The organism is Streptomyces sp. NPDC048606 (assembly GCF_040650855.1).
GTDB lineage: Bacteria > Actinomycetota > Actinomycetes > Streptomycetales > Streptomycetaceae > Streptomyces.
This window is the reverse complement of sequence record NZ_JBEZIB010000047.1, coordinates 31,714-48,186: the sequence shown is the minus strand read 5'-3', so window position 1 is coordinate 48,186 and position 16,473 is coordinate 31,714. Positions and strand designations below refer to the sequence as shown.

The 16,473-nt window shown below is 69.8% G+C and carries 21 protein-coding genes; 7 read left to right on the top strand and 14 right to left on the bottom strand.

All coding sequences use genetic code 11. The annotated features are described in order from the left end of the window. The first annotated feature begins 155 nt into the window (after positions 1 to 155). On the top strand, positions 156 to 365 hold the full coding sequence (locus AB0D01_RS35110) for a hypothetical protein (protein ID WP_363062602.1): 210 nt from the start codon (positions 156 to 158) through the stop codon (positions 363 to 365). Positions 366 to 526: 161 nt separating this feature from the next. Continuing rightward, positions 527 to 1,447 (top strand): HD domain-containing protein, encoded by a 921-nt coding sequence (locus AB0D01_RS35105; protein ID WP_363062600.1) that lies wholly within the window; start codon positions 527 to 529, stop codon positions 1,445 to 1,447. A gap of 211 nt (positions 1,448 to 1,658) precedes the next feature. Here AB0D01_RS35105 and AB0D01_RS35100 read toward each other — a convergent pair whose 3' ends face one another. From AB0D01_RS35100 to AB0D01_RS35070, 7 genes are all read right to left on the bottom strand, one after another. Next, on the bottom strand, positions 1,659 to 1,904 hold the full coding sequence (locus AB0D01_RS35100; RefSeq protein ID WP_363062598.1) for a hypothetical protein: 246 nt from the start codon (positions 1,902 to 1,904) through the stop codon (positions 1,659 to 1,661). Positions 1,905 to 2,156: 252 nt separating this feature from the next. Next, a complete protein-coding gene (locus AB0D01_RS35095) occupies positions 2,157 to 2,600 on the bottom strand; it encodes an NUDIX hydrolase (protein ID WP_363062596.1) in 444 nt (147 codons plus the stop codon). Positions 2,601 to 2,616: 16 nt separating this feature from the next. After that, positions 2,617 to 3,408 carry an STM4013/SEN3800 family hydrolase gene (locus AB0D01_RS35090; protein WP_363062594.1) on the bottom strand — a complete coding sequence of 264 codons (792 nt, stop codon included), beginning with the start codon at positions 3,406 to 3,408 and terminating at the stop codon, positions 2,617 to 2,619. Next, positions 3,405 to 3,884 (bottom strand): hypothetical protein, encoded by a 480-nt coding sequence (locus tag AB0D01_RS35085; protein WP_363062592.1) that lies wholly within the window; start codon positions 3,882 to 3,884, stop codon positions 3,405 to 3,407. The genes AB0D01_RS35090 and AB0D01_RS35085 overlap by 4 nt, the downstream gene beginning before the upstream one ends. Further along, positions 3,877 to 4,521, bottom strand: a complete 645-nt coding sequence (locus AB0D01_RS35080; RefSeq protein ID WP_363062590.1) for a thymidylate kinase — start codon at positions 4,519 to 4,521, stop codon at positions 3,877 to 3,879. Before AB0D01_RS35080 ends, AB0D01_RS35085 begins: the two co-directional genes overlap by 8 nt. Next, a complete protein-coding gene (locus AB0D01_RS35075) occupies positions 4,518 to 5,546 on the bottom strand; it encodes a radical SAM protein (protein ID WP_363062588.1) in 1,029 nt (342 codons plus the stop codon). The genes AB0D01_RS35080 and AB0D01_RS35075 overlap by 4 nt, the downstream gene beginning before the upstream one ends. Positions 5,547 to 5,588: 42 nt before the next feature. Continuing rightward, positions 5,589 to 6,023, bottom strand: a complete 435-nt coding sequence (locus AB0D01_RS35070; RefSeq protein ID WP_363062586.1) for a DUF6415 family natural product biosynthesis protein — start codon at positions 6,021 to 6,023, stop codon at positions 5,589 to 5,591. Between the two features lie 177 nt (positions 6,024 to 6,200). Between AB0D01_RS35070 and AB0D01_RS35065 the strand changes: the two genes are divergently transcribed. Then, a complete protein-coding gene (locus tag AB0D01_RS35065) occupies positions 6,201 to 7,544 on the top strand; it encodes a tetratricopeptide repeat protein (protein ID WP_363062584.1) in 1,344 nt (447 codons plus the stop codon). Between the two features lie 116 nt (positions 7,545 to 7,660). Here the strand turns inward: AB0D01_RS35065 and AB0D01_RS35060 are convergent, their stop codons facing one another. The 4 genes from AB0D01_RS35060 to AB0D01_RS35045 form a co-directional block, all read right to left on the bottom strand. After that, complete coding sequence (locus AB0D01_RS35060; RefSeq protein ID WP_363062582.1) at positions 7,661 to 7,789, bottom strand: hypothetical protein; 129 nt, start codon at positions 7,787 to 7,789, stop codon at positions 7,661 to 7,663. Positions 7,790 to 7,936: 147 nt separating this feature from the next. After that, on the bottom strand, positions 7,937 to 8,281 hold the full coding sequence (locus AB0D01_RS35055; RefSeq protein ID WP_363062580.1) for a hypothetical protein: 345 nt from the start codon (positions 8,279 to 8,281) through the stop codon (positions 7,937 to 7,939). A 183-nt stretch (positions 8,282 to 8,464) separates the two neighbouring features. Further along, a complete protein-coding gene (locus AB0D01_RS35050; protein ID WP_363062578.1) occupies positions 8,465 to 8,971 on the bottom strand; it encodes a DUF6193 family natural product biosynthesis protein in 507 nt (168 codons plus the stop codon). Between the two features lie 250 nt (positions 8,972 to 9,221). Next, entirely contained in the window at positions 9,222 to 9,437 is a 216-nt protein-coding gene (locus AB0D01_RS35045) for a hypothetical protein (protein WP_363062576.1), read from the bottom strand. A gap of 76 nt (positions 9,438 to 9,513) precedes the next feature. Here AB0D01_RS35045 and AB0D01_RS35040 point away from each other — a divergent pair, with 76 nt between their 5' ends. Together AB0D01_RS35040 and AB0D01_RS35035 are read left to right on the top strand one after the other, a co-directional pair. After that, complete coding sequence (locus tag AB0D01_RS35040; RefSeq protein ID WP_363062574.1) at positions 9,514 to 10,083, top strand: hypothetical protein; 570 nt, start codon at positions 9,514 to 9,516, stop codon at positions 10,081 to 10,083. Positions 10,084 to 10,085: 2 nt separating this feature from the next. Next, a complete protein-coding gene (locus tag AB0D01_RS35035; protein WP_363062572.1) occupies positions 10,086 to 10,547 on the top strand; it encodes a hypothetical protein in 462 nt (153 codons plus the stop codon). A gap of 444 nt (positions 10,548 to 10,991) precedes the next feature. Here AB0D01_RS35035 and AB0D01_RS35030 read toward each other — a convergent pair whose 3' ends face one another. Then, positions 10,992 to 12,239 (bottom strand): hypothetical protein, encoded by a 1,248-nt coding sequence (locus tag AB0D01_RS35030; protein WP_363062570.1) that lies wholly within the window; start codon positions 12,237 to 12,239, stop codon positions 10,992 to 10,994. A gap of 694 nt (positions 12,240 to 12,933) precedes the next feature. Between AB0D01_RS35030 and AB0D01_RS35025 the strand changes: the two genes are divergently transcribed. Further along, entirely contained in the window at positions 12,934 to 13,521 is a 588-nt protein-coding gene (locus AB0D01_RS35025; protein WP_363062568.1) for a hypothetical protein, read from the top strand. Positions 13,522 to 13,609: 88 nt separating this feature from the next. On the opposite strand, the gene AB0D01_RS35020 is transcribed toward AB0D01_RS35025, so the two are convergent. Then, entirely contained in the window at positions 13,610 to 13,843 is a 234-nt protein-coding gene (locus AB0D01_RS35020; RefSeq protein ID WP_363062566.1) for a DUF397 domain-containing protein, read from the bottom strand. Then, on the bottom strand, positions 13,840 to 14,745 hold the full coding sequence (locus AB0D01_RS35015; protein WP_363062564.1) for a helix-turn-helix transcriptional regulator: 906 nt from the start codon (positions 14,743 to 14,745) through the stop codon (positions 13,840 to 13,842). The genes AB0D01_RS35020 and AB0D01_RS35015 overlap by 4 nt, the downstream gene beginning before the upstream one ends. Positions 14,746 to 14,941: 196 nt before the next feature. Between AB0D01_RS35015 and AB0D01_RS35010 the strand changes: the two genes are divergently transcribed. Continuing rightward, positions 14,942 to 16,435 (top strand): hypothetical protein, encoded by a 1,494-nt coding sequence (locus AB0D01_RS35010; protein ID WP_363062562.1) that lies wholly within the window; start codon positions 14,942 to 14,944, stop codon positions 16,433 to 16,435. Positions 16,436 to 16,473: the final 38 nt, after the last annotated feature.

Genomic DNA, 16,473 nt, shown 5'->3' with positions numbered 1-16,473 from the left:
GGCCCCCGGCCCCCCCCCCCCCGGCGCGGGCTCTGGCCCCGCGCCCCCCGCCCCCCCGGCCCCCGTCCCCCCCGGGGCGGGGGCCCGCCGCGCCCCCCCCCCCCACGGCGGTCGTCTATCAGCGCCGCAAGCGGGATCCGGCCTTCGCCGCGGCCATGGATGCCGCTCTCAAGGCGCGCCCACGCCCGCGCTCCGGGGCGCCGGCCGTCACCCGGCAGCAGTGGGACGTCTTCTTCTCCACGCTCCGCACCGGCATCGCGCTACGCCAGGCCGCGCTCACCGCCGGCATCCGCCCCGAGATCGTCTACGAGCGCCGTCGTGCCGATGAGGACTTCGCTCGCCTGACGAACCGGCTCCGGGCCTGAGCCCGCCTCCGCTGCACCCGCCCCGTCCGGAATCCGGGGCGGCGAGGAGTCAACGGGCATGGTTGGCAAGCAGCGTTCGGCGTCTCAGGCCTGACAGCTATCGATCATCTCGCGTCCTCGCTGACCAAACCAGCCGTGGGTGCAACGGCTACCCTGTCGCGGTGACGACCTCGCGAGTACTGTCGATCGCTCTCCAGGACACCGGCCAGCTTCCGCTGCGTCCACTGCCGATGGAGGCAGCCGAACTGCTTCGCGACCTTGACGCTTCGCCACGCCTGGTCGCCCATTTGCGAGCAGTCCACGACGTTGCGGGGCAACTCCTCGAATGGATCGCTGCACGCGACCTCGATCTGGGCATCAACCCGCAGGCCGTTCTCTTCGGAGCCGCCACCCACGACATCGGCAAGGTGCTGCACCCCGCCGAGTTGTCCGCTCCCGGCGCACAGCACGAAGAGGCCGGCCGTGAGCTGCTCATATCCCGAGGCATCGATTCTGTCATGGCTCGATTCGCCGGAACACACGCCGCCTGGACCGCCGAAGAAGCCGGGACGGAAGACCTCCTGGTCAGCCTGGCCGACAAGATCTGGAAGAACAAGCGGGTCCCCGAACTGGAAGATCTCGTCGTCGCCAGACTCGCGGAGGCGAGTGGAAGATCGGTCTGGGAGGAGTTCCTCGACCTGGACAGCGTGCTCGCTCGCGTCGGCGACCAGGCCGATGAACGCCTCGCCTTCCAGATGTCCTACCCCACAGCCGGGAGCGGCCGGCGAGTGCCTGACCTCCCGGACGCGCTCACGACGTGGTTCGCCGAGAACGACGCGGTCTTCCGCGCGCGTGGGATCACCAAGGAACTGCGGCATTCCCCGGAAGACGGCCGGCTCAAGAACAGCGCGTGGCTGACCGTCGAGGCCGGGGACCGGGTGATCCAGATCACTGTCTGGAGCGGCGGCGAAGCCGAAGTCGACTACGTGGACTTCGTCAGTGGGGACAACCGTCCTGAGCGCCGAAACCTCCGAACCGGCCAAGAACTCCGTGATCTCCTCGGATCCGCGCTCGACTGGGTCGCCCCCAGCACGAGCCGTTGATCACGAGGATCGGACACAGCTCTGCGGACGGACGGCGACCACAACCAGCGCGGACTCGAACGAAACCTCAACTCAATGCCGCGCAATCGGACACTCAATCGCGGAACCTACACCGCGAGTCCGGTATCGGATGCGCGGCACTCCACCGTTCGTACCGGAGCCCCTCCGCGGATCGGGCCCTCCTCGGCCAGGGGCGGGGCCTTCGGGGCGATCAGTCGTGGTCCTCCCATCCCTCCTGGAAGAACCGGGCTGCGCTTACCACGGTGTCACCTGCCCTGTCGGCCCGTACGTACATGCTGCGGTCGTCCACGCCCGGGTTGCCGCCGCAGCTGAGGATCAGGCCCAGATCGTGTTCTTCGATGTGCCGGATCAGGGCTGCGTCGACGGTCATGACGGGGGCGCCGATCAGTGGGATGCCCTCGAATTCGATGATGCTGGTTCCAGCCGTGGATCCCACTCGTAACTCCCCTTGCCACCAGGTGCTGTTCGCATCAGCCCGGGGTGGTCATCGCCGACGGCAGAGACTCCGCCACAGTAGGGGAGCTCGCCGACATGACGCGGCCCCGACGCGGCCGTGTCGTCGAGCGGGTGCGTGGGGTGGTTCGCTGGCGGTTCGGGAGCTGATGGCGCTGCGGATGTCCATGTCCACGGTGCGCTCGTTGGCTGGCTCGTCGTGGTTCCGGGCGGTCTCGACCAGCTGCTCCACCTCCTACGGCAGGTGCGCTGCCCGGGCGGCGAGCATGAGAGCGAGGGGGCCGGCCGGGAGAAGGAAGCGGCCGTCGGCGGCGGCTGCGATGGCGTCGCCGAGCGGCCACCAGGAGAGCTTGAAGTCTTCCTCGCCGGGTGCGAGCTGCTGCGGGCCGAGGGTGAGCCCGCGTGCTTCGTAGAGGTGGACGCGGGCGGTGCTGCCGAGGGTGATGGCGTAGGCGCCGAGGTGGCGCCACGTCTCGGCGGTCACCCCGGACTCCTCCAGCAGCTCGCGGCGGGCGCAGTCCTGCGGGTCTTCGCCCGGTTCCATGCGCCCGCCGGGCAGGAACAGGTACTCGCCGCCGTGGTCGGGGAGGTCGGAGGTGAGGACGGCGACCAGGCCCTCCGCGTCCATGGCGACGATGACAGCTGCGTCTCGCTCGGGGTGCTTCGATGCTCCGCTCATGCCCCGAGCGTACGGTTCAGCGGAGCATCGCGGCGTAGGGAACGTTCATCACCTCCGGGCGGGCTGTGCCCCGGCCCCAGTAGCCGTCGTCGCCGAACGAGTCGCCGTGGTCGGCGCACATGATGATCAGCCACGGGCCTTTGCTGGTCAGGGTGGTGATGAGCCGGCCGAGGTGCGCGTCGGCGTAGGCGAGGGCGGCCTTCTGGGAGGTGAAGGTGTCGGTGCTCTGCCCGATGTAGTGGCCGTGGGGGACGTGGGTGGCCGAGACGTTGACGAACAGGAACAGGGGCCGGCCGGCGTGGGTGTCGGCGAGGGCGAGGGCCTGGTCGACCTGGTGGCGGGTGGAGTCCGGTTCGGGCGAGCAGAACTCCGGACGCCAGTGGTCCTCGTCGAACATCGCCGGCAGGACGGACCCGAGCGGGGTCTCGCGGGAGAAGTAGGTGACCCCGCCGACGCACACCGTCCGGTAGCCGTGCCGGCGGAGCCCCTCCAGCAGGTTGGGTGCGTCGAACACGAATGTCTCCGGCGGCACCGTCTTGAACGCCGGTGGGCGGCACTCCCACAGGCGGGGCGGCTGCTCGGGCTGGGGCAGCTTGGGCAGGAACCCGGAGAAGTACGCGGTGTGGGCGGGGAGGGTGAACGTGCCCGGGGTCTGTCGGTGCTCCCACAGTCCTTCGGGCAGCAGGCGGGCCAGGTGCGGGGTGAGGCCGTCGGCGAGGGCGTCACGGGCGACGTCGTAGCGGAGGGAGTCGAGGGTGACGAACAGGATGTTCGTCCCGGATCCGATGGTCTCGGCTGCGTTGATCATGCCTGTGTCTCCTCGTAGGTCTCGATGCGGCCCTTGCAGGCGTCGTTGACGGGGAGGGGCACCCGGTCCTCGGCGATCATGCTGCGGATCACGAGGAGCCCGGTCCGGTCGGTCAGCGGCTTGCCGTCGCGGTCGTAGCAGGTGATCACGGCCCGGCCGTTCTCGGTCGTGGCCCGCATGCCCGGTGCCCGGTCGGCCTTGGCCATCGCCGTGATGAGGGTCTCCTCGTCGGCGTCGCCCAGGTTGAGGACCAGGCAGCGGTAGTGCTGGGCGTTGATGGCGCCCGACCCGAGGCGGTCGAAGAACTCGGCGGTCTCCGGGCGGCCGTCGTGGGCGATGACGAGGCGGTCGGCGCGTGCGGTGACGACATAGCAGGCGGCCAGCCACCAGGCCACGGCCGGATGGATCTCGTCCGGGAACCGGCCGCGGGCGCCGCCGTCGCGGATCACGGCGTCGGTGTCGACGGGGTTAAGCACGCGGGCCTCCGACGTGGGCGACGATGGCGTCCGCGAGCTGGTCGGCGGTCAGCCCGTCGGTGACCAGGACGACGGCGGTCGGGTCCGTCGCGGCGACCGCCTCGAAGTTCTCGCGGAGCTGCTTGAAGCGGCCGGGTACACCGAAGAGGTCGGCGTCGTCCTGCTTGACGTCGGCCTTGCCCTTGATCCGGTCCCGCAGCGTGTCCTCCTCGGCGACCAGGTAGAAGGTGTGGTCCGGTGCGAGGAGGTAGGGGCGGAACGGTTCGAGGAGACGGGCGACGTCCGCCGGGTCGGCGCCGTGCGCCGCGGCCTGGCAGGCGATCACCGACGGCGTGTACCGGTCGGCGATCACCGGCCCGACGGTCAGGGCCTGGCGGGCCCGGTCGGAGGCGTGCAGCAGCCCGGAGATGTAGAGGGCGAGCTGCGGCAGGGACCGCAGGCGGGGATCCCGCGACCAGGTGCCGTGCGGCTCGGGCAGGGTGTGCAGGCTGGTGGCCTTGAGGCGGGTCGCCAGCAGGCGGGCGAGGGTGGACTTCCCGATGCCGGAGACGCCCTCCAGGTCGAGGAACACCCCCTGCCGGTCCTCGTCGTGCGGAACCGGCAGGTAGGCGTGCGGGAGCGTGCTGGTCTGGTTCACAGGGTGCCTTCCGTGAAGGAGGTGACGTGCCGGGCGACGGCGGCGGCCAGGGCGGCGGGGTCGTGCAGCAGGTCGCGGATGTCGAGGCGGAGGTCACCGCGCAGGAGGCACGGTTGGATGCCGCCGGCGTGGTCGGCGCGCAGGGCCCAGAAGCCCTCGACGCAGGCGGGTTTCTGCGGGCAGGTGCCGCACTGGCCGACGTGGTGGCGGCCGAGGTCGCGGTTGATGACCTCCACCTCAATGCCGTCGATGTCGAAGACGCGGCGGCCTTGGCCGACGCCGGTGATCTCGACGCGTTCGGTGGTGGTGAGGGTTCGCAGGTGGCTGATGATCGTGTCGGCGGGAACCGCGGATGCGGCACGGCCCAGGTTGAAGTCGGTGCCGACGAGCTCGATGAACTGGACCGGCATACGCCGGTTCAGGGCGAAGGTCAGGATGTCGTGGACCTCGTGCTCGTTCTCTTTCAGCAGGAGGCAGTTGAGTTCCACGTTCGGGAAGATTTCGCGGGCCGCTTCGATGCCGTCGAGCACCAGGTCGATGCTGTAACGGGTGGCGGCGATGGCCTGGAACGAGGCGTCGGAGAAGTAGTGCAGGGACACCTTCACCGTGTCCAGGCGCACGGTGGACAGCCAGGACTGGTGGGTGCGGACGCGGGTACCGTTCGTGATGAGCGTGTAGGAGCCGCCCGGCCCGGCCGCAGACAGGCCGGTGAGGACGTCCCGGGCGAGCGGGGAGGACAGCGGCTCGCCGCCGGTGAAGAAGATTCGCCGCAGCCCGGAGTCCCGAAGGGCTCCGATGACGGTGAGGAAGTCGGCGGCCGACATCTCCCGGCTGCGGGGCTTCTGTGTGCGGTCGCGGCGGGTGAGCGGGGGCGGAACGTCGGCCTCGTTGTGGCAGAAGAAGCAAGCGATGTTGCAGATCGGGGTCAAGGCGATCCGGCCCTGACCGCCGAGGGCGGCGAAGTTCCGAAAGGCGGTCCAGTCGACCGCGTGATGGCCGAGCCCGGCCAGCAGGGTTGTACTCACAGCTTCCTCCTGGTGGATCGAGCAGTGCGGGAAGTGCGCCGGTCAGCCGGCAGGCGTCCGGTGGCGTGCGCGGTAGGCGGCCGCGTACCGGGCGGTGATCTCTGCGGCCTTCGCGTGGAGTCGCAGGCGGGAGGCGGCGTCGGGGCAGAGCCGGGCGAGCAGGCGGGAGGCGTGCGCGATGGTGTCGGCCGCGACGTCCCTCTGGCGGGAGCCGTTCGGCAGGCCGACCGCGTACCGCCGGGCGTCCGCCAGGTTCGTGCGGATGTGGTCACGGAGCCGCTCGACGACGACCTGAGTGGTCTCCCCGTACGGGGAGAAGTCGCCGAGGCCGAGAGCGGTGGCCACGTCCTTCTCCACCGGCCTGGCCACCACCGTGCCGCCAGGACTGGACGGCGGCAGGCCGGCCGGAGGTACGGGGTGGAGGTCCGGCCGGACCGGGCCGGGTGCTTCGTCGGGGGTACGTACGTGCTCGGCCATGGTTGGCACCCTGCTCCGTCCGCCGTCGGGGGCTGACGTCGCCCCCGGGCAGCGGCCGTGAGGTAACACGCTGCCGGGGGACGACTGCACTGAGTGAACCGGCGGGACTGCGCGAGCGGGTATGGCCGTGGCAGGGTGGGGAGTTGAAATCCTTGAATTTCACGGGAGGCCGCTGTCATGCCCCAATCCCGCACCACCAACGCCGGACTTGGCCGGCTCATCGTCGAGGCCCGATGGACGAACGGCGAGTTCGCCCGAGCCGTCAACCGTGTGGGCACCGAGACCGGGTTGGCGCTCAGGTACGACGACTCGTCGGTCTGCCACTGGCTGGCCGGAACCATGCCCCGGCCCCGTGTCCGGCCAGCGATCCTCGAAGCGCTCACCCGGCGCCTGAACCGTCCCGTCACGCCAGGCGAGGCCGGATTCGGACAAACCCTGGACACGCCAGGCGGACCCGTGGATACCGTGGCCTCGCTGATCGAACTGGGGAGCGCCGACATGGACCCGTCCCGCCGCAGTGTGCTGGGAGCCGCAGGACTGTTCTCCGTCGGCCTGGCCATCCCCAACTACCGCGAGGCCCCGGCCAGATTCGCCGCCGCCCGAGCGGGTGGCCGGATCGGGTTCGGCGAAGTCGACGCGGTGGTGTCCATGACGGAGAAGATCAGCGAGCTCGACGACCAGTTCGGCGGGCGCACGGCCCGGCCGATGGCCGCCGCCTACCTCGTGAACACCATCGCCCCGCTGCTGAAGGCCGACGCCTCGGAGGAGGTACGGAAGGCGATGCTGTCGGCGGCCGCCGACCACCTCTACCTCACCGGCTACATGGCCATGGACGAGCGTCTCGACGGACTCGCCCAGCGCTACTACGTCAAGGCCCTCGAACTCGCCTCCGCCGCCGGCGACCACCTCACCTACTGCACCACCCTGCGAGGCATGAGCGTGCAGGCCGTGGATCTCGGCCGCTCCCGCCTCGCGCTCCGCCTGGCCGACGGCGCATCCTCCGCGTCTCCGCAGGCCGGCCCACGCATGACCGCCTTCCTCGCAGGTCAGCAGGCCCACGCCGCCGCCCAGTGCGGCAGCGGCGAACGCTCACTCGCCCTCACAAGGATCCGTGACGCCGAGGTCGCGATGGAACGAGCCGAGTCCAAGGCCAAGGCGTTCGGCTCCTACGACCCGTCCTCGCTGGCCTACCACGTCTCGCAGGTCCGTCACGAGCTCGGCGACCGCGAAGCCGCCATCACCGCGCTGGAAGAGTCCGACAAGACTCGCCACTCCGTCTACAGGCGGGGACGGGTCCGCCACCTCGGGCTCCTCGCGGAACGCAAGCTCGCCGTCGGCCGACTAGAGGAAGCGTGCGGGCACTGGAACCAGATGCTCGACGAATACCCCCACGTCCAGTCCGGCCGCTGCGACGACCGGTTCCGGGCGATGCTCGCCGCGATCCGCCCCTACACGGGCAACCCCCACGCCCGCGACGTCCACGACCGCGCCCGGACGATAGCGGCCACCAGCCGGGTCTGAGCCATACGGGCCAGCGGCAGCGACCCGCCAATGAGCCGGATCCCGCAGACCAAAGGTGGCTGCGGCGGGATCGGTGGACTGCGGCCCGATGCCGCGCCGGGTCTCGATGGTGTGCGTCATGCGGCCTCCGCAACCGGCTCCGGCTCGTTGGCGCGCACCCTGGCGCCGGATGCGAGCCACACGGGGCGGTGGGGATCGGAGGTGTCCCAGCCGCGCCATCGCTCGTCGAGCAGTTCACCCGACACGGGATCGACGACACCTTCGGAAACGAGGACCGGCCATGTCCGTACGGGCCGGGCGCGCAGGTCGCGCTCGGTCAGCCAGCCGATTGACGGCCTTTCGGCGGTTCGGGGAAGGGCAGGGTGGCGTCGACCGAGGGGGTCCTTCGAGGTTCAGGATTGGTCCCAGGCGTCGATGAAGAGGAGTTCGTCTTCGGGGCAGGCTGCGATCAGCTCGGGCTTGAGGAAGGGGGTCGACCCCTTTTCGAAGAGGCTTCCGCCCGCGAGGAGCGGCAGTACGTCCCTGGCGTGGGCGGTGAAGCGGACGGGGTAGCCGGAGCTGAGCACCTCTTCGGCTTTGCCCTGCCGCTCCAGCTCGTCCAACCAACCTATGCTCACGCCCGTGGTCGGGGTGGTCCAGGAGGCGAGCGTCTTCTCGTGCCGGTAGATCTTGCTGTTCTTGGGGTCCTGCGCCTGTTCCGGGTTCGGGATGTAAATCGATACGTTGAAGGCGAGCATGGGTTTCCGTTCTTCGGTGTTGAGTGGATTCATCGTACGAGTGGCCGGCCTCGGTGCACGCGTGCGCGATGACCCGGGTCCCCACGGGTGCCGTCGCCGGCTCGTGCATGCCCTCCGCGTCAGGGCAATGGTCCCGACTTCCCGTGCTGCAAAGCCCTGCGCGCTGCCCGCGGTCCTCTGGCCTCAGCTCGCCGGCCCGAGGACCTCCGGGAGGGCGGCCACCACGAGGGCGACGGCTTCCTCCGGCGTCTCGGTGCGAGCGACCAGCCCGCCTTCGTTCCGCACCCCGTACAGCCCCTCGTCGTACGGGCAGATGAGGTACCCGACCCGCGTCTGCCAGAACTTCTCGACTCTGGTGGAGAACCAGAGGTTGAAATGGCTGTTGACCGGCATCAGCCGGCGCAGCATCGGCTGGGCGTACGCCGCCGCCAGCGCCGCGTGGGGGCGCGGGTGCCGGTCGTACGGCGGCATGTGGATGCGGTCGAGCTTGATACGCCACGCCAACTCGACCGCACCCAACGGCACCCGCTCGTGGTCGAGGGCCCAAGGCCTGAAGCGGATGAACGGGGCGCACGCTCTGGTCTCCTCGAGGCCCGCGCCGCCCGTCCACGCAGCTGTCGCTCTGACCGCTTCGGCCAGGTCTGCGGTCCACCCACATGCCAAGGGGGTGCGGTTGTCCGTGAGGTTCACCTGGAAAGTCCGACGCCTCTCGCCGGGCGGGTACACCATCACGCGCCGGCCGCACGCGTTGACGTACTCTGCGAGGCGTCCCCACTTCGGGTCCGACTCGGGCAGGTCAAGCCCGATTCCCTCGGCGGTACGCCCCGGCGCAGCCCGAAGGGCTCCGTCATCGTCCCAGCCGCCCTCGCCAAGCCCCGTCCCGAAGTTCATCGCATCAGTGTGGCCGAGTCACCCCGGCCTGACGACCGCCGCTTTCCGATCATCGGATCGTTGGCCCGGTCGTGCCGTTGACTGACGCGCAGTGGGCGCGCATAGAGCCGTTGTTGCCGGACGCCGCAGCGGGGCGGGCGGTGGCGTCCTGGACGCGCTGCAACTTCGCGAGGAACTCCTCGTCGCCGGTGGGGAAGGAGAGGGCGGCGAGGGTCGTCTTCCGCCGCGTCAGCGATTCTCCAACCAGGCGGCCCTCGGGTGACACTGCCCGTCTCTGCCTCACCGCCTGCCGCCACTGTCGCTTGTTGTGCCCGATCCGTCACTGAGGGTACGGTCGCGGTGTGTCTCCTTCCTTGGCCGGACTCGCGGCTGCGGCCTTGGCCGCAACCCTGCTCGCCCTGCCCCACCCCGCCGCAGCTGCCCCGGCCGGCTGTGTCCCGTCTGGGCAGGACTCGAAAGGGCGGTCCTCCGTCGACGCCGGCGTGATCGCCTGGGAGGACGACACCGTCTTCGACGACGCCCGCGCCTACGCCGTCGGCCAGTGGAGCAGCGGCGACCTCAAGCAGGTGACGTTCCATCCCGATAGCACCTCCGAGGTGGCGGACCTGGAGTGGAACGACACCCGCTCCAGCGGCGGAGACTGGAAGAACGTCCTCGCGCGCTGGACCGGGTTCCCGGGTACCGACAGCATCACGATGAACCGCTTCTACCTCGACGACGGCGCCGCCCGCGGCACGGCGGCCCACCGCCGACGCGTCGCCACCCACGAACTGGGCCACGCGCTCGGGTTCTGCCACAAGCCCACCACCGTGTCCTCCATCATGTGGGCCGACAACGCCGAAGCGGCCCGCTTCGGCATCGACCGGATCACCGCCACCGACCGCGACCACTACCACCGGCTCTGGGGATGACCATGAAGAAGCTTCTCGTCGCGACCGTCTCGGCAGGCGCCGCGGCCGTCCTGGTCGGCGGTGCCTGGGCCGGCTGGGAGCAGTACCGTCACGCGCACGGCACGAGCGAGGTGGTGCACGCCTTCGACACCACCGACCCGGCCCTGGTGGCGCCGGAGGCCACCGCGGTCTTCACCGGGACGGTCGTCGAGGACCTGGGCCGACGTACCGTCGAGGGCCTGCCCTCCGACGCCTACCGTGTCCGCGTCGAGCACATCCTCAAGGGCACGCCCGCCCGGGAGATGCTGGTCAGTCAGAGCGACGACACCGCGACCCGGTACCGGGTCGGGAACAGCTACATGTGGGCGACCAACCCCGCCACCCGACCCGAAGAAGGCGTTGCCCAGCTCTACGACGCCGAACCCCGTCCCGTGACCGACGCCGACATCAACGCCTGGACCCAGGCACTCTCCCCCAAGGTCTGATTCGCCCCTGCGGAAAGCGTGCGGTACCTGAGCGATCGCGGAGGCCTTCATCAGGTGTTGGTCGGTCTTGTGGTCCAGGTCCGGATGAGTTCCGCGGCCGGCCGGTGACCGCGCTCCTTTGCTTCGGTGGCCGGAAGGACACCGTTGGTGCCGCGGCGCGGGTCCGCGCCACGAGCCAGGCGGAACGCGGTCACCTCCGTGTAAAGGGCTCTCCGCCTTCATGTCGATGGCGTGCCGCAGGAGGGGCCAGCCGTCTCCGTCGTCGTCCTCGATGGTCATGGCCGGCGTCGAGACGTTCGCGAAGCTTGGACAGGTCCTCCTGCCCGACGGCCTGGTGACCACGGCATAGGGGTCCTCCGGAGGATGCGGTGGGGAGCGTGGCTGCCGGTCGATGAAGCCTCGTTGCGCCTCCCTCGGCTCTCCTGCGCTGTAGCTGTTGTGCCTTCAGGCGGTGGGGTGCAAGACGAAGGACTGCAGGGCTTCCCGCGTGTGGGGAAGGCCGAGGCCGCGCAGTCGTTCGGCGGACGAGTGGATGAGCCAGTCGTGCCGGTGACCGGCAAGATCACGCAGGAACTGCCGCTGCGCCGCTGTCAGGTCGCCGTATTCGGGGGCGGGGTGCGGCGGCGGAGTGGGAAAGAGCTCCTCGATCGCCCTGCGTGTGCGGGTGCCGTAGTAGTCCCAGACGATGCGGGGCAGGCACGCGTCGAGCGCTTCGCGTACGGCGGCCGGGTCCGGGCCCGGTGGCAGGGAGTGCAGGGTGCGTTCGATGTGGCCGTGGAGGTCGCCCTGGCAGTAGTCGGTGACGCGATCGAACGGGCTGTGGGCCGCCGCGGCGAGTTCCGTGACAGCCCGGTCAAGGAGGTCGGGGCCGACCGGGGTTCCGTCGAGGCCGGCGAGACGGATGAGGGCGGTGGCTGCGGCCCACCGCATCAGCGGGTCTGCCGCGTCCAGGTACGGGGTGATGTCCTCTGCCATGGAAGGGGGGCCGAGGAGGGCCGCGGCGAGCAGCGCGGTGGCTGCGGCGACCGGATCGCTCTCGTGTGCGGCGAGGGTGAGGAGGCGGGGCAGGGAGGTGGTCGAGAACTCGGGGAACCAGGCCAGGAGGTAGGCGATTCGGGTGCGCAGGGCGGCGGCGTCGTGTTCGAGGAGGGTGAGGAGGTCGGGGAGGTGGGCGAGGACCGCGTCGTAGGACTGAAGGGCCGACCACCGGGAGTCGTAGGAGTTCCCGGCCGCCACCCAGTCCCGCATCTCCCGCAGCTCTGCCCGCCTCTTGGGATCCGTCTCGGCGGCGAGCTGCTCTTCGTGCCACGGCAGGAGCTCTTGCGGACCGTTCTCCGCCGCGGCCGCTCGCCATCCGGTCACGTTGATGCCGGTGGTCACGTCGTACTCGTCGTGCCAGTCCACGGCCAGGCGGGTCAGCAGCCACATCGCGCTCTCACGGGCGGCCGCGGGCCCGGCGACGGCGATCCTCGCGAGGAACGGAACGGCGAACGGAGAGGCCGAATACCGGGTGCCCTGATGAAAGATGCTGCTGAACAGGCTCGTGAACGCCTTGTTCCGCGCCTCGTCGTCGCTTCCGCACAGGGCGCGTATACGCCCGGGAACGTCCTCGGCCGAGTTGTAGGCATGGGACAGGCCTGCCCAGTCCACGTCGTCCAGCCCCGCCAGCAGCTTCTCGTACTCGTTGATCATCGGAGAAGAGTCCCAGGAGGCACTGACAAAGCCTCCACTCTCCGGCAGTAACTTCTCCCGCCCAAGTGGTGCCAGCCCCCAGCGTGTTGTGGGCGCGCCCCGAGGAACCCTGGTCGCCCGAGACTGCAGCACGCCGTGGCCGGCCTGATCGGCCTGATCGACGAGTACTTCGATCACCTCGCCGCTGATCCGACGAAACGCCCCGGGACGGGCTGACCGAGGGCCCTGGACTCATCCCCGGGTGAGGATCCGAAGCTCCATTCGAAGGCGAGGCCGGCGGTGACGGCGTCGAGGTCCTGGCGGAGCATCCCGGCGAACGAGTGGACCGGTGCCGGAGCATCCTGCTCGGCCTCGCGGATCCACTCCGGGAGCACGCCGCCGCGCCGGTTGACCATCAGATCGCGGAAGCATCTGGACGAGGCCGAGCCGGCAGTCCTGAGCGACGTTCGGCTCCGGCCGACTATCGCACTTCGGACGTGCGTACGATGCGCCGGTGATGATCTCTCTGTCCGTCGACACCACCTCCGAGGCGTACGAGCTTGGGAGGTCCCTGGGCGTCCTCCTCGGCGGGGCCGTGCTGATGCTCATAGTGTGATTCGCCACCGCGTCCTGGCGGCGGGTCAAGGCCCTGCCCGCCGGTACGGCCGTCGACGGGCATACCGCGGCGGTGCGGGTGCGCCGGCGTCGGACGGTCGTGATCGCCCTGGGCCTGCTCGGGGCGGGCGCGGTGGTGGGTGCCGTGCTGCGGTACGCGCCGGAGCCGCGTGCGGCGCAGACCGCCGCGACCACGACCGGCCCGGTGGAGGCCGACGCGGCGCCGGTCGGCGGTCCGCGTGCGATCACGCCGCCCGCGGTCCTGGGCGGCTACCGGTTGATGACGGACGAGGAGACGGCCTCCTACCGTGAGGTGGAGGCCCAGCGTCCCCGTGGCCGCACCTGGTACTACGACCGGGACGACGACGGCCGCGCCGACGGCATCTTCCACATCGACACCACGCAGTGGTCGCAGAAGCTGGCCGCCGAGAAGCGCAGGGACTCGATCACGCAGGAGTTCCGAAACTTCTTCGCCGGCGCCAAGAGCAGCGACTCCGCGGAGTACCCCGCGGGCCCGCTCGGCGGCCGCCTGGCCTGCGGCCACTACGCGGACAAGCCCACCGTTTCCATCTGCGTATGGAGCGACGCGAGCGCGCTCGGCACCTTCCTGCAGAGTGGGGTATCCGAGCTGTCCGAGGCGGCCAAAGCCACCCTCGACCTCAGGAACGCATCCGACCAACGCACCTGACACGGTCATCTGCAGGCCTGGCGGACGCCGCATGGGCCGCCCTCTGCTTCCGAGGCCGGCCATGCGGTCTACTGGTGTTCGTCTCGTGTCACAGGTCGAGCAGGAAGTCGAACTCACCGTCCTTGGCGCCGTTCAGCCAGGCTTTGGCCTCGGCCGGCGTGTACACGTGCGGCGGTCGGTCGGGGTTCTGCGAGTCACCGATCAGTACGTGGCCACTGTGCACGGCAACCCGCACGCAGTTGCCGCCGCCGCCGCTATGGGTGGATACCGTCCATTCGACCGATGTCAGGTCGAACGAGGACGGGTCCGGCTTCGCTGTCACTGTTCCAGCTCCTTGATTCTCTTCTTGAGACGCTGGCGCGTCTCGGCGGGGTCCAGCGCGCGGTCCCACAGATTCGTGAAGGCCGTGGAGTAGCGCTGCACGTCGGCATCCCCGTCGAAGTACAACGAGCTGACCATCGTTTCGACCCACACGACCTGGCGAGCGGCCTCCGGGAAGGCCATGAGAACGAATGGGCCCGCTGACCCGGGGTGCAGTCCGATGGTGTCCGGCAGGATGCGGATGGTGGTGTGTGGGTCCTCGGTCTCTTGCAGGACTCGTTCCATCTGGTGCCTGGAGACGGTCGGGTCGTCACCGATGACTCGAAGGGCGCGTTCGTCGACGAGGGCGCGGAAGTCGTCGAGCGCGCCCGCTCGTACGAGCTGTTGGCGGTCCATGCGGACGTCAACGAGCACCTTGACCTCGGAGGGCCGCAGATCGGGCCGCATCCGGGCGATGACGAGTTGTGCGTACTCCTCGGTCTGGCACAGGCCCGGCCAGAGTTCGCCTTCATAGTTGCTGATCTTGGCGGCGCGGCGTTCCATAAGCAGGAAGCCCTCGAATTGCATGGGCCCGAGCAGGTGTGCGTTGCGGCGCCACAGGGCGGGGCGGGGGCGGCCAGCGGGTGTGGTGTCCGCTCCCAGCAATGCCAGGATTTCGGAGCTCTCGGCGTCCCCTGCGCCGTAGGCCTCCAGGAGTGCCGCGACGAGATCGCGGGCCACGCGACGTCGCCGGCCGTGTTCGAGGCGGCTGATGCCGCTCGCGTCGATCTTGACGCCGCGTCGGCGCAGTACCTCGTGGCGGGCGACGTCGCCCTGGGTGAGGCCGCGGCGTTCGCGCAACTGCTCCAGTCTCAGGCCGACTTCACTGAGGGTCAGCGACCACGGTGTCTTCGCTTCCGGCATGGTCGTCAGTCTGACGGGTCGCCACGCCACCTACAAGCAATATGGTCGAGCAAATTGCTCGACCATATTGCTAAGGGCTTGCTCTTGGGGTCATCCTTGCCAGGGTCACGAAGTGTGCAGCCCCCGTCGCCTTGTGTGGAGGCGGGCGGTGTCGACTGCCGTGTTGTCCGTACGCACCCGGGGAAGGGCTGCTGCGATGAGTCCGACGCTGTTCAGCCTCCTGCTGAAGGAACAGAACCTCACCACCTGGGAGGGTTTCTGTGTGCCCTACACGGCGACGGGGCGGCTGCTCGCGCAGGAGACCAACAACCGGCGTCTGGCCACAGTGGGCCTTGGGCGTACCACCTTCGACCGGTGGTCTTCCGGTACGTGGTGCGGCCGACCGCGCGGCGAGGCGGCGCAGATCCTGGAGCGGATGTTCGGGCGTCCGGCCGACGTGCTCTTCGCCCCGACACCCGAGATGCACGCAACCTCGGTTGCCGCGGGTCCGGTGGCGGAGCTGGTCGGGTCGCGCTGGAGCACATCCCGCCTGCTGTTTCCCGCGGGGGGCCCGTCCGGGACCTGGGAGATCGCCGGGCGACGGCGTCTGGACGGCACGAGCGCCGCGGTGCGTGTCCTCCCCGTGGTCAGGCGGGGTGAGGCGGTGAACGCCGAAGGCTTGGGCCAGGACGACCGCAGCGACCTGGAGGGATTCTTACGGCCGGCGCGACGCGGCTTCGTCGTGGGTGTCGAGGAGCGGCTCGGCGATCTGGATCTGTATGTCCGGGAAGCGGCATCCGCCCGTCGGTCTGGCCGCGCGGTGCCGCAGGCGGAGGTGTTGTCGATTCCCTCGGCGTACCTCTTGGACGACCTCACGTATGGCATCCTCTGGGCACTCACTCAGCTCGACGACGGATTGTTGGCCGACGACCACGTCCTCGACAGCGAACGTCACATGATCGCCACCTACCTTTCCTTGCCGCGATCGGCTCCCAGCCGGCTGCTGGTCGACCTGGGCGCGGTGGGTAGCGGGTGGATGGGGTCCGCGTTCTGCGCCCGGCACATCCGTAAGCAACTGGCCGACGCCTCCGAGGTGCCGACGTTCTGGACGCGCGAGCAGAGCGGAGAGGAAGCGGCCCCCTGGCTGTTCTTCAAGCACAAGCTCGACTATCTGCAGGCGCTCACGCGATTCCACAGCGGGTCGACACAGACCGTGCGTGTGTTCTGCCTGCCCGAGACGGAAGTCGCCCGATCCGAGCGGTACGAGAGGGTTCTGCTGCTGTTGGCGATCGCGCTCATGGAGCGCCTCGGGATTCGGGTGCGGGTGATGCCGAGGCCGGAGTACTCCGCGGTGGACGGTGTGGCTCTGGTGCCCGGACACCGTGCGGTCGTGGCGAATTGGGTGCGGGTGCCCGATGGGGCCCTGTGGGCGGCGAACAGCACGACGGCCCGAGGCGACCTGCGTACCTACGCTTCGGCGTTCGCCGACGCTCTCGGCAACGACGTCCTGGCCGGAGCCGACGGGCCGACCGGCCGCTTGCGCCGCCTTGCCGGCTATCTGGACCTGGACTGGGTCTGGTTGACCTCTCGGTGCCGAGCGCTCGGTGAGCATGGTGTCGCGGGACTCGTTCGTCCGCGCAGTCGCCTGCTGACGGTGCGGGCGCTGGATGAAACCCTGCTCTTCCTCGGCAACCTCACCTCCGACCGATGAGACGCGTCCATGACGTCTCCAGACAGGAAAGGCCCTTC

What these genes read in the sequence shown, in the direction of transcription:
- AB0D01_RS35110 (WP_363062602.1), top strand. Translation starts at nt 156, where the DNA reads ATGGATGCCGCTCTCAAGGCGCGCCCACGCCCGCGCTCCGGGGCGCCG.
- AB0D01_RS35095 (WP_363062596.1), bottom strand. Translation starts at nt 2,600, where the DNA reads ATGAGCGGAGCATCGAAGCACCCCGAGCGAGACGCAGCTGTCATCGTC.
- AB0D01_RS35090 (WP_363062594.1), bottom strand. Translation starts at nt 3,408, where the DNA reads ATGATCAACGCAGCCGAGACCATCGGATCCGGGACGAACATCCTGTTC.
- AB0D01_RS35070 (WP_363062586.1), bottom strand. Translation starts at nt 6,023, where the DNA reads ATGGCCGAGCACGTACGTACCCCCGACGAAGCACCCGGCCCGGTCCGG.
- AB0D01_RS35065 (WP_363062584.1), top strand. Translation starts at nt 6,201, where the DNA reads ATGCCCCAATCCCGCACCACCAACGCCGGACTTGGCCGGCTCATCGTC.
- AB0D01_RS35055 (WP_363062580.1), bottom strand. Translation starts at nt 8,281, where the DNA reads ATGCTCGCCTTCAACGTATCGATTTACATCCCGAACCCGGAACAGGCG.
- AB0D01_RS35035 (WP_363062572.1), top strand. Translation starts at nt 10,086, where the DNA reads ATGAAGAAGCTTCTCGTCGCGACCGTCTCGGCAGGCGCCGCGGCCGTC.
- AB0D01_RS35030 (WP_363062570.1), bottom strand. Translation starts at nt 12,239, where the DNA reads ATGATCAACGAGTACGAGAAGCTGCTGGCGGGGCTGGACGACGTGGAC.
- AB0D01_RS35015 (WP_363062564.1), bottom strand. Translation starts at nt 14,745, where the DNA reads ATGCCGGAAGCGAAGACACCGTGGTCGCTGACCCTCAGTGAAGTCGGC.
- AB0D01_RS35010 (WP_363062562.1), top strand. Translation starts at nt 14,942, where the DNA reads ATGAGTCCGACGCTGTTCAGCCTCCTGCTGAAGGAACAGAACCTCACC.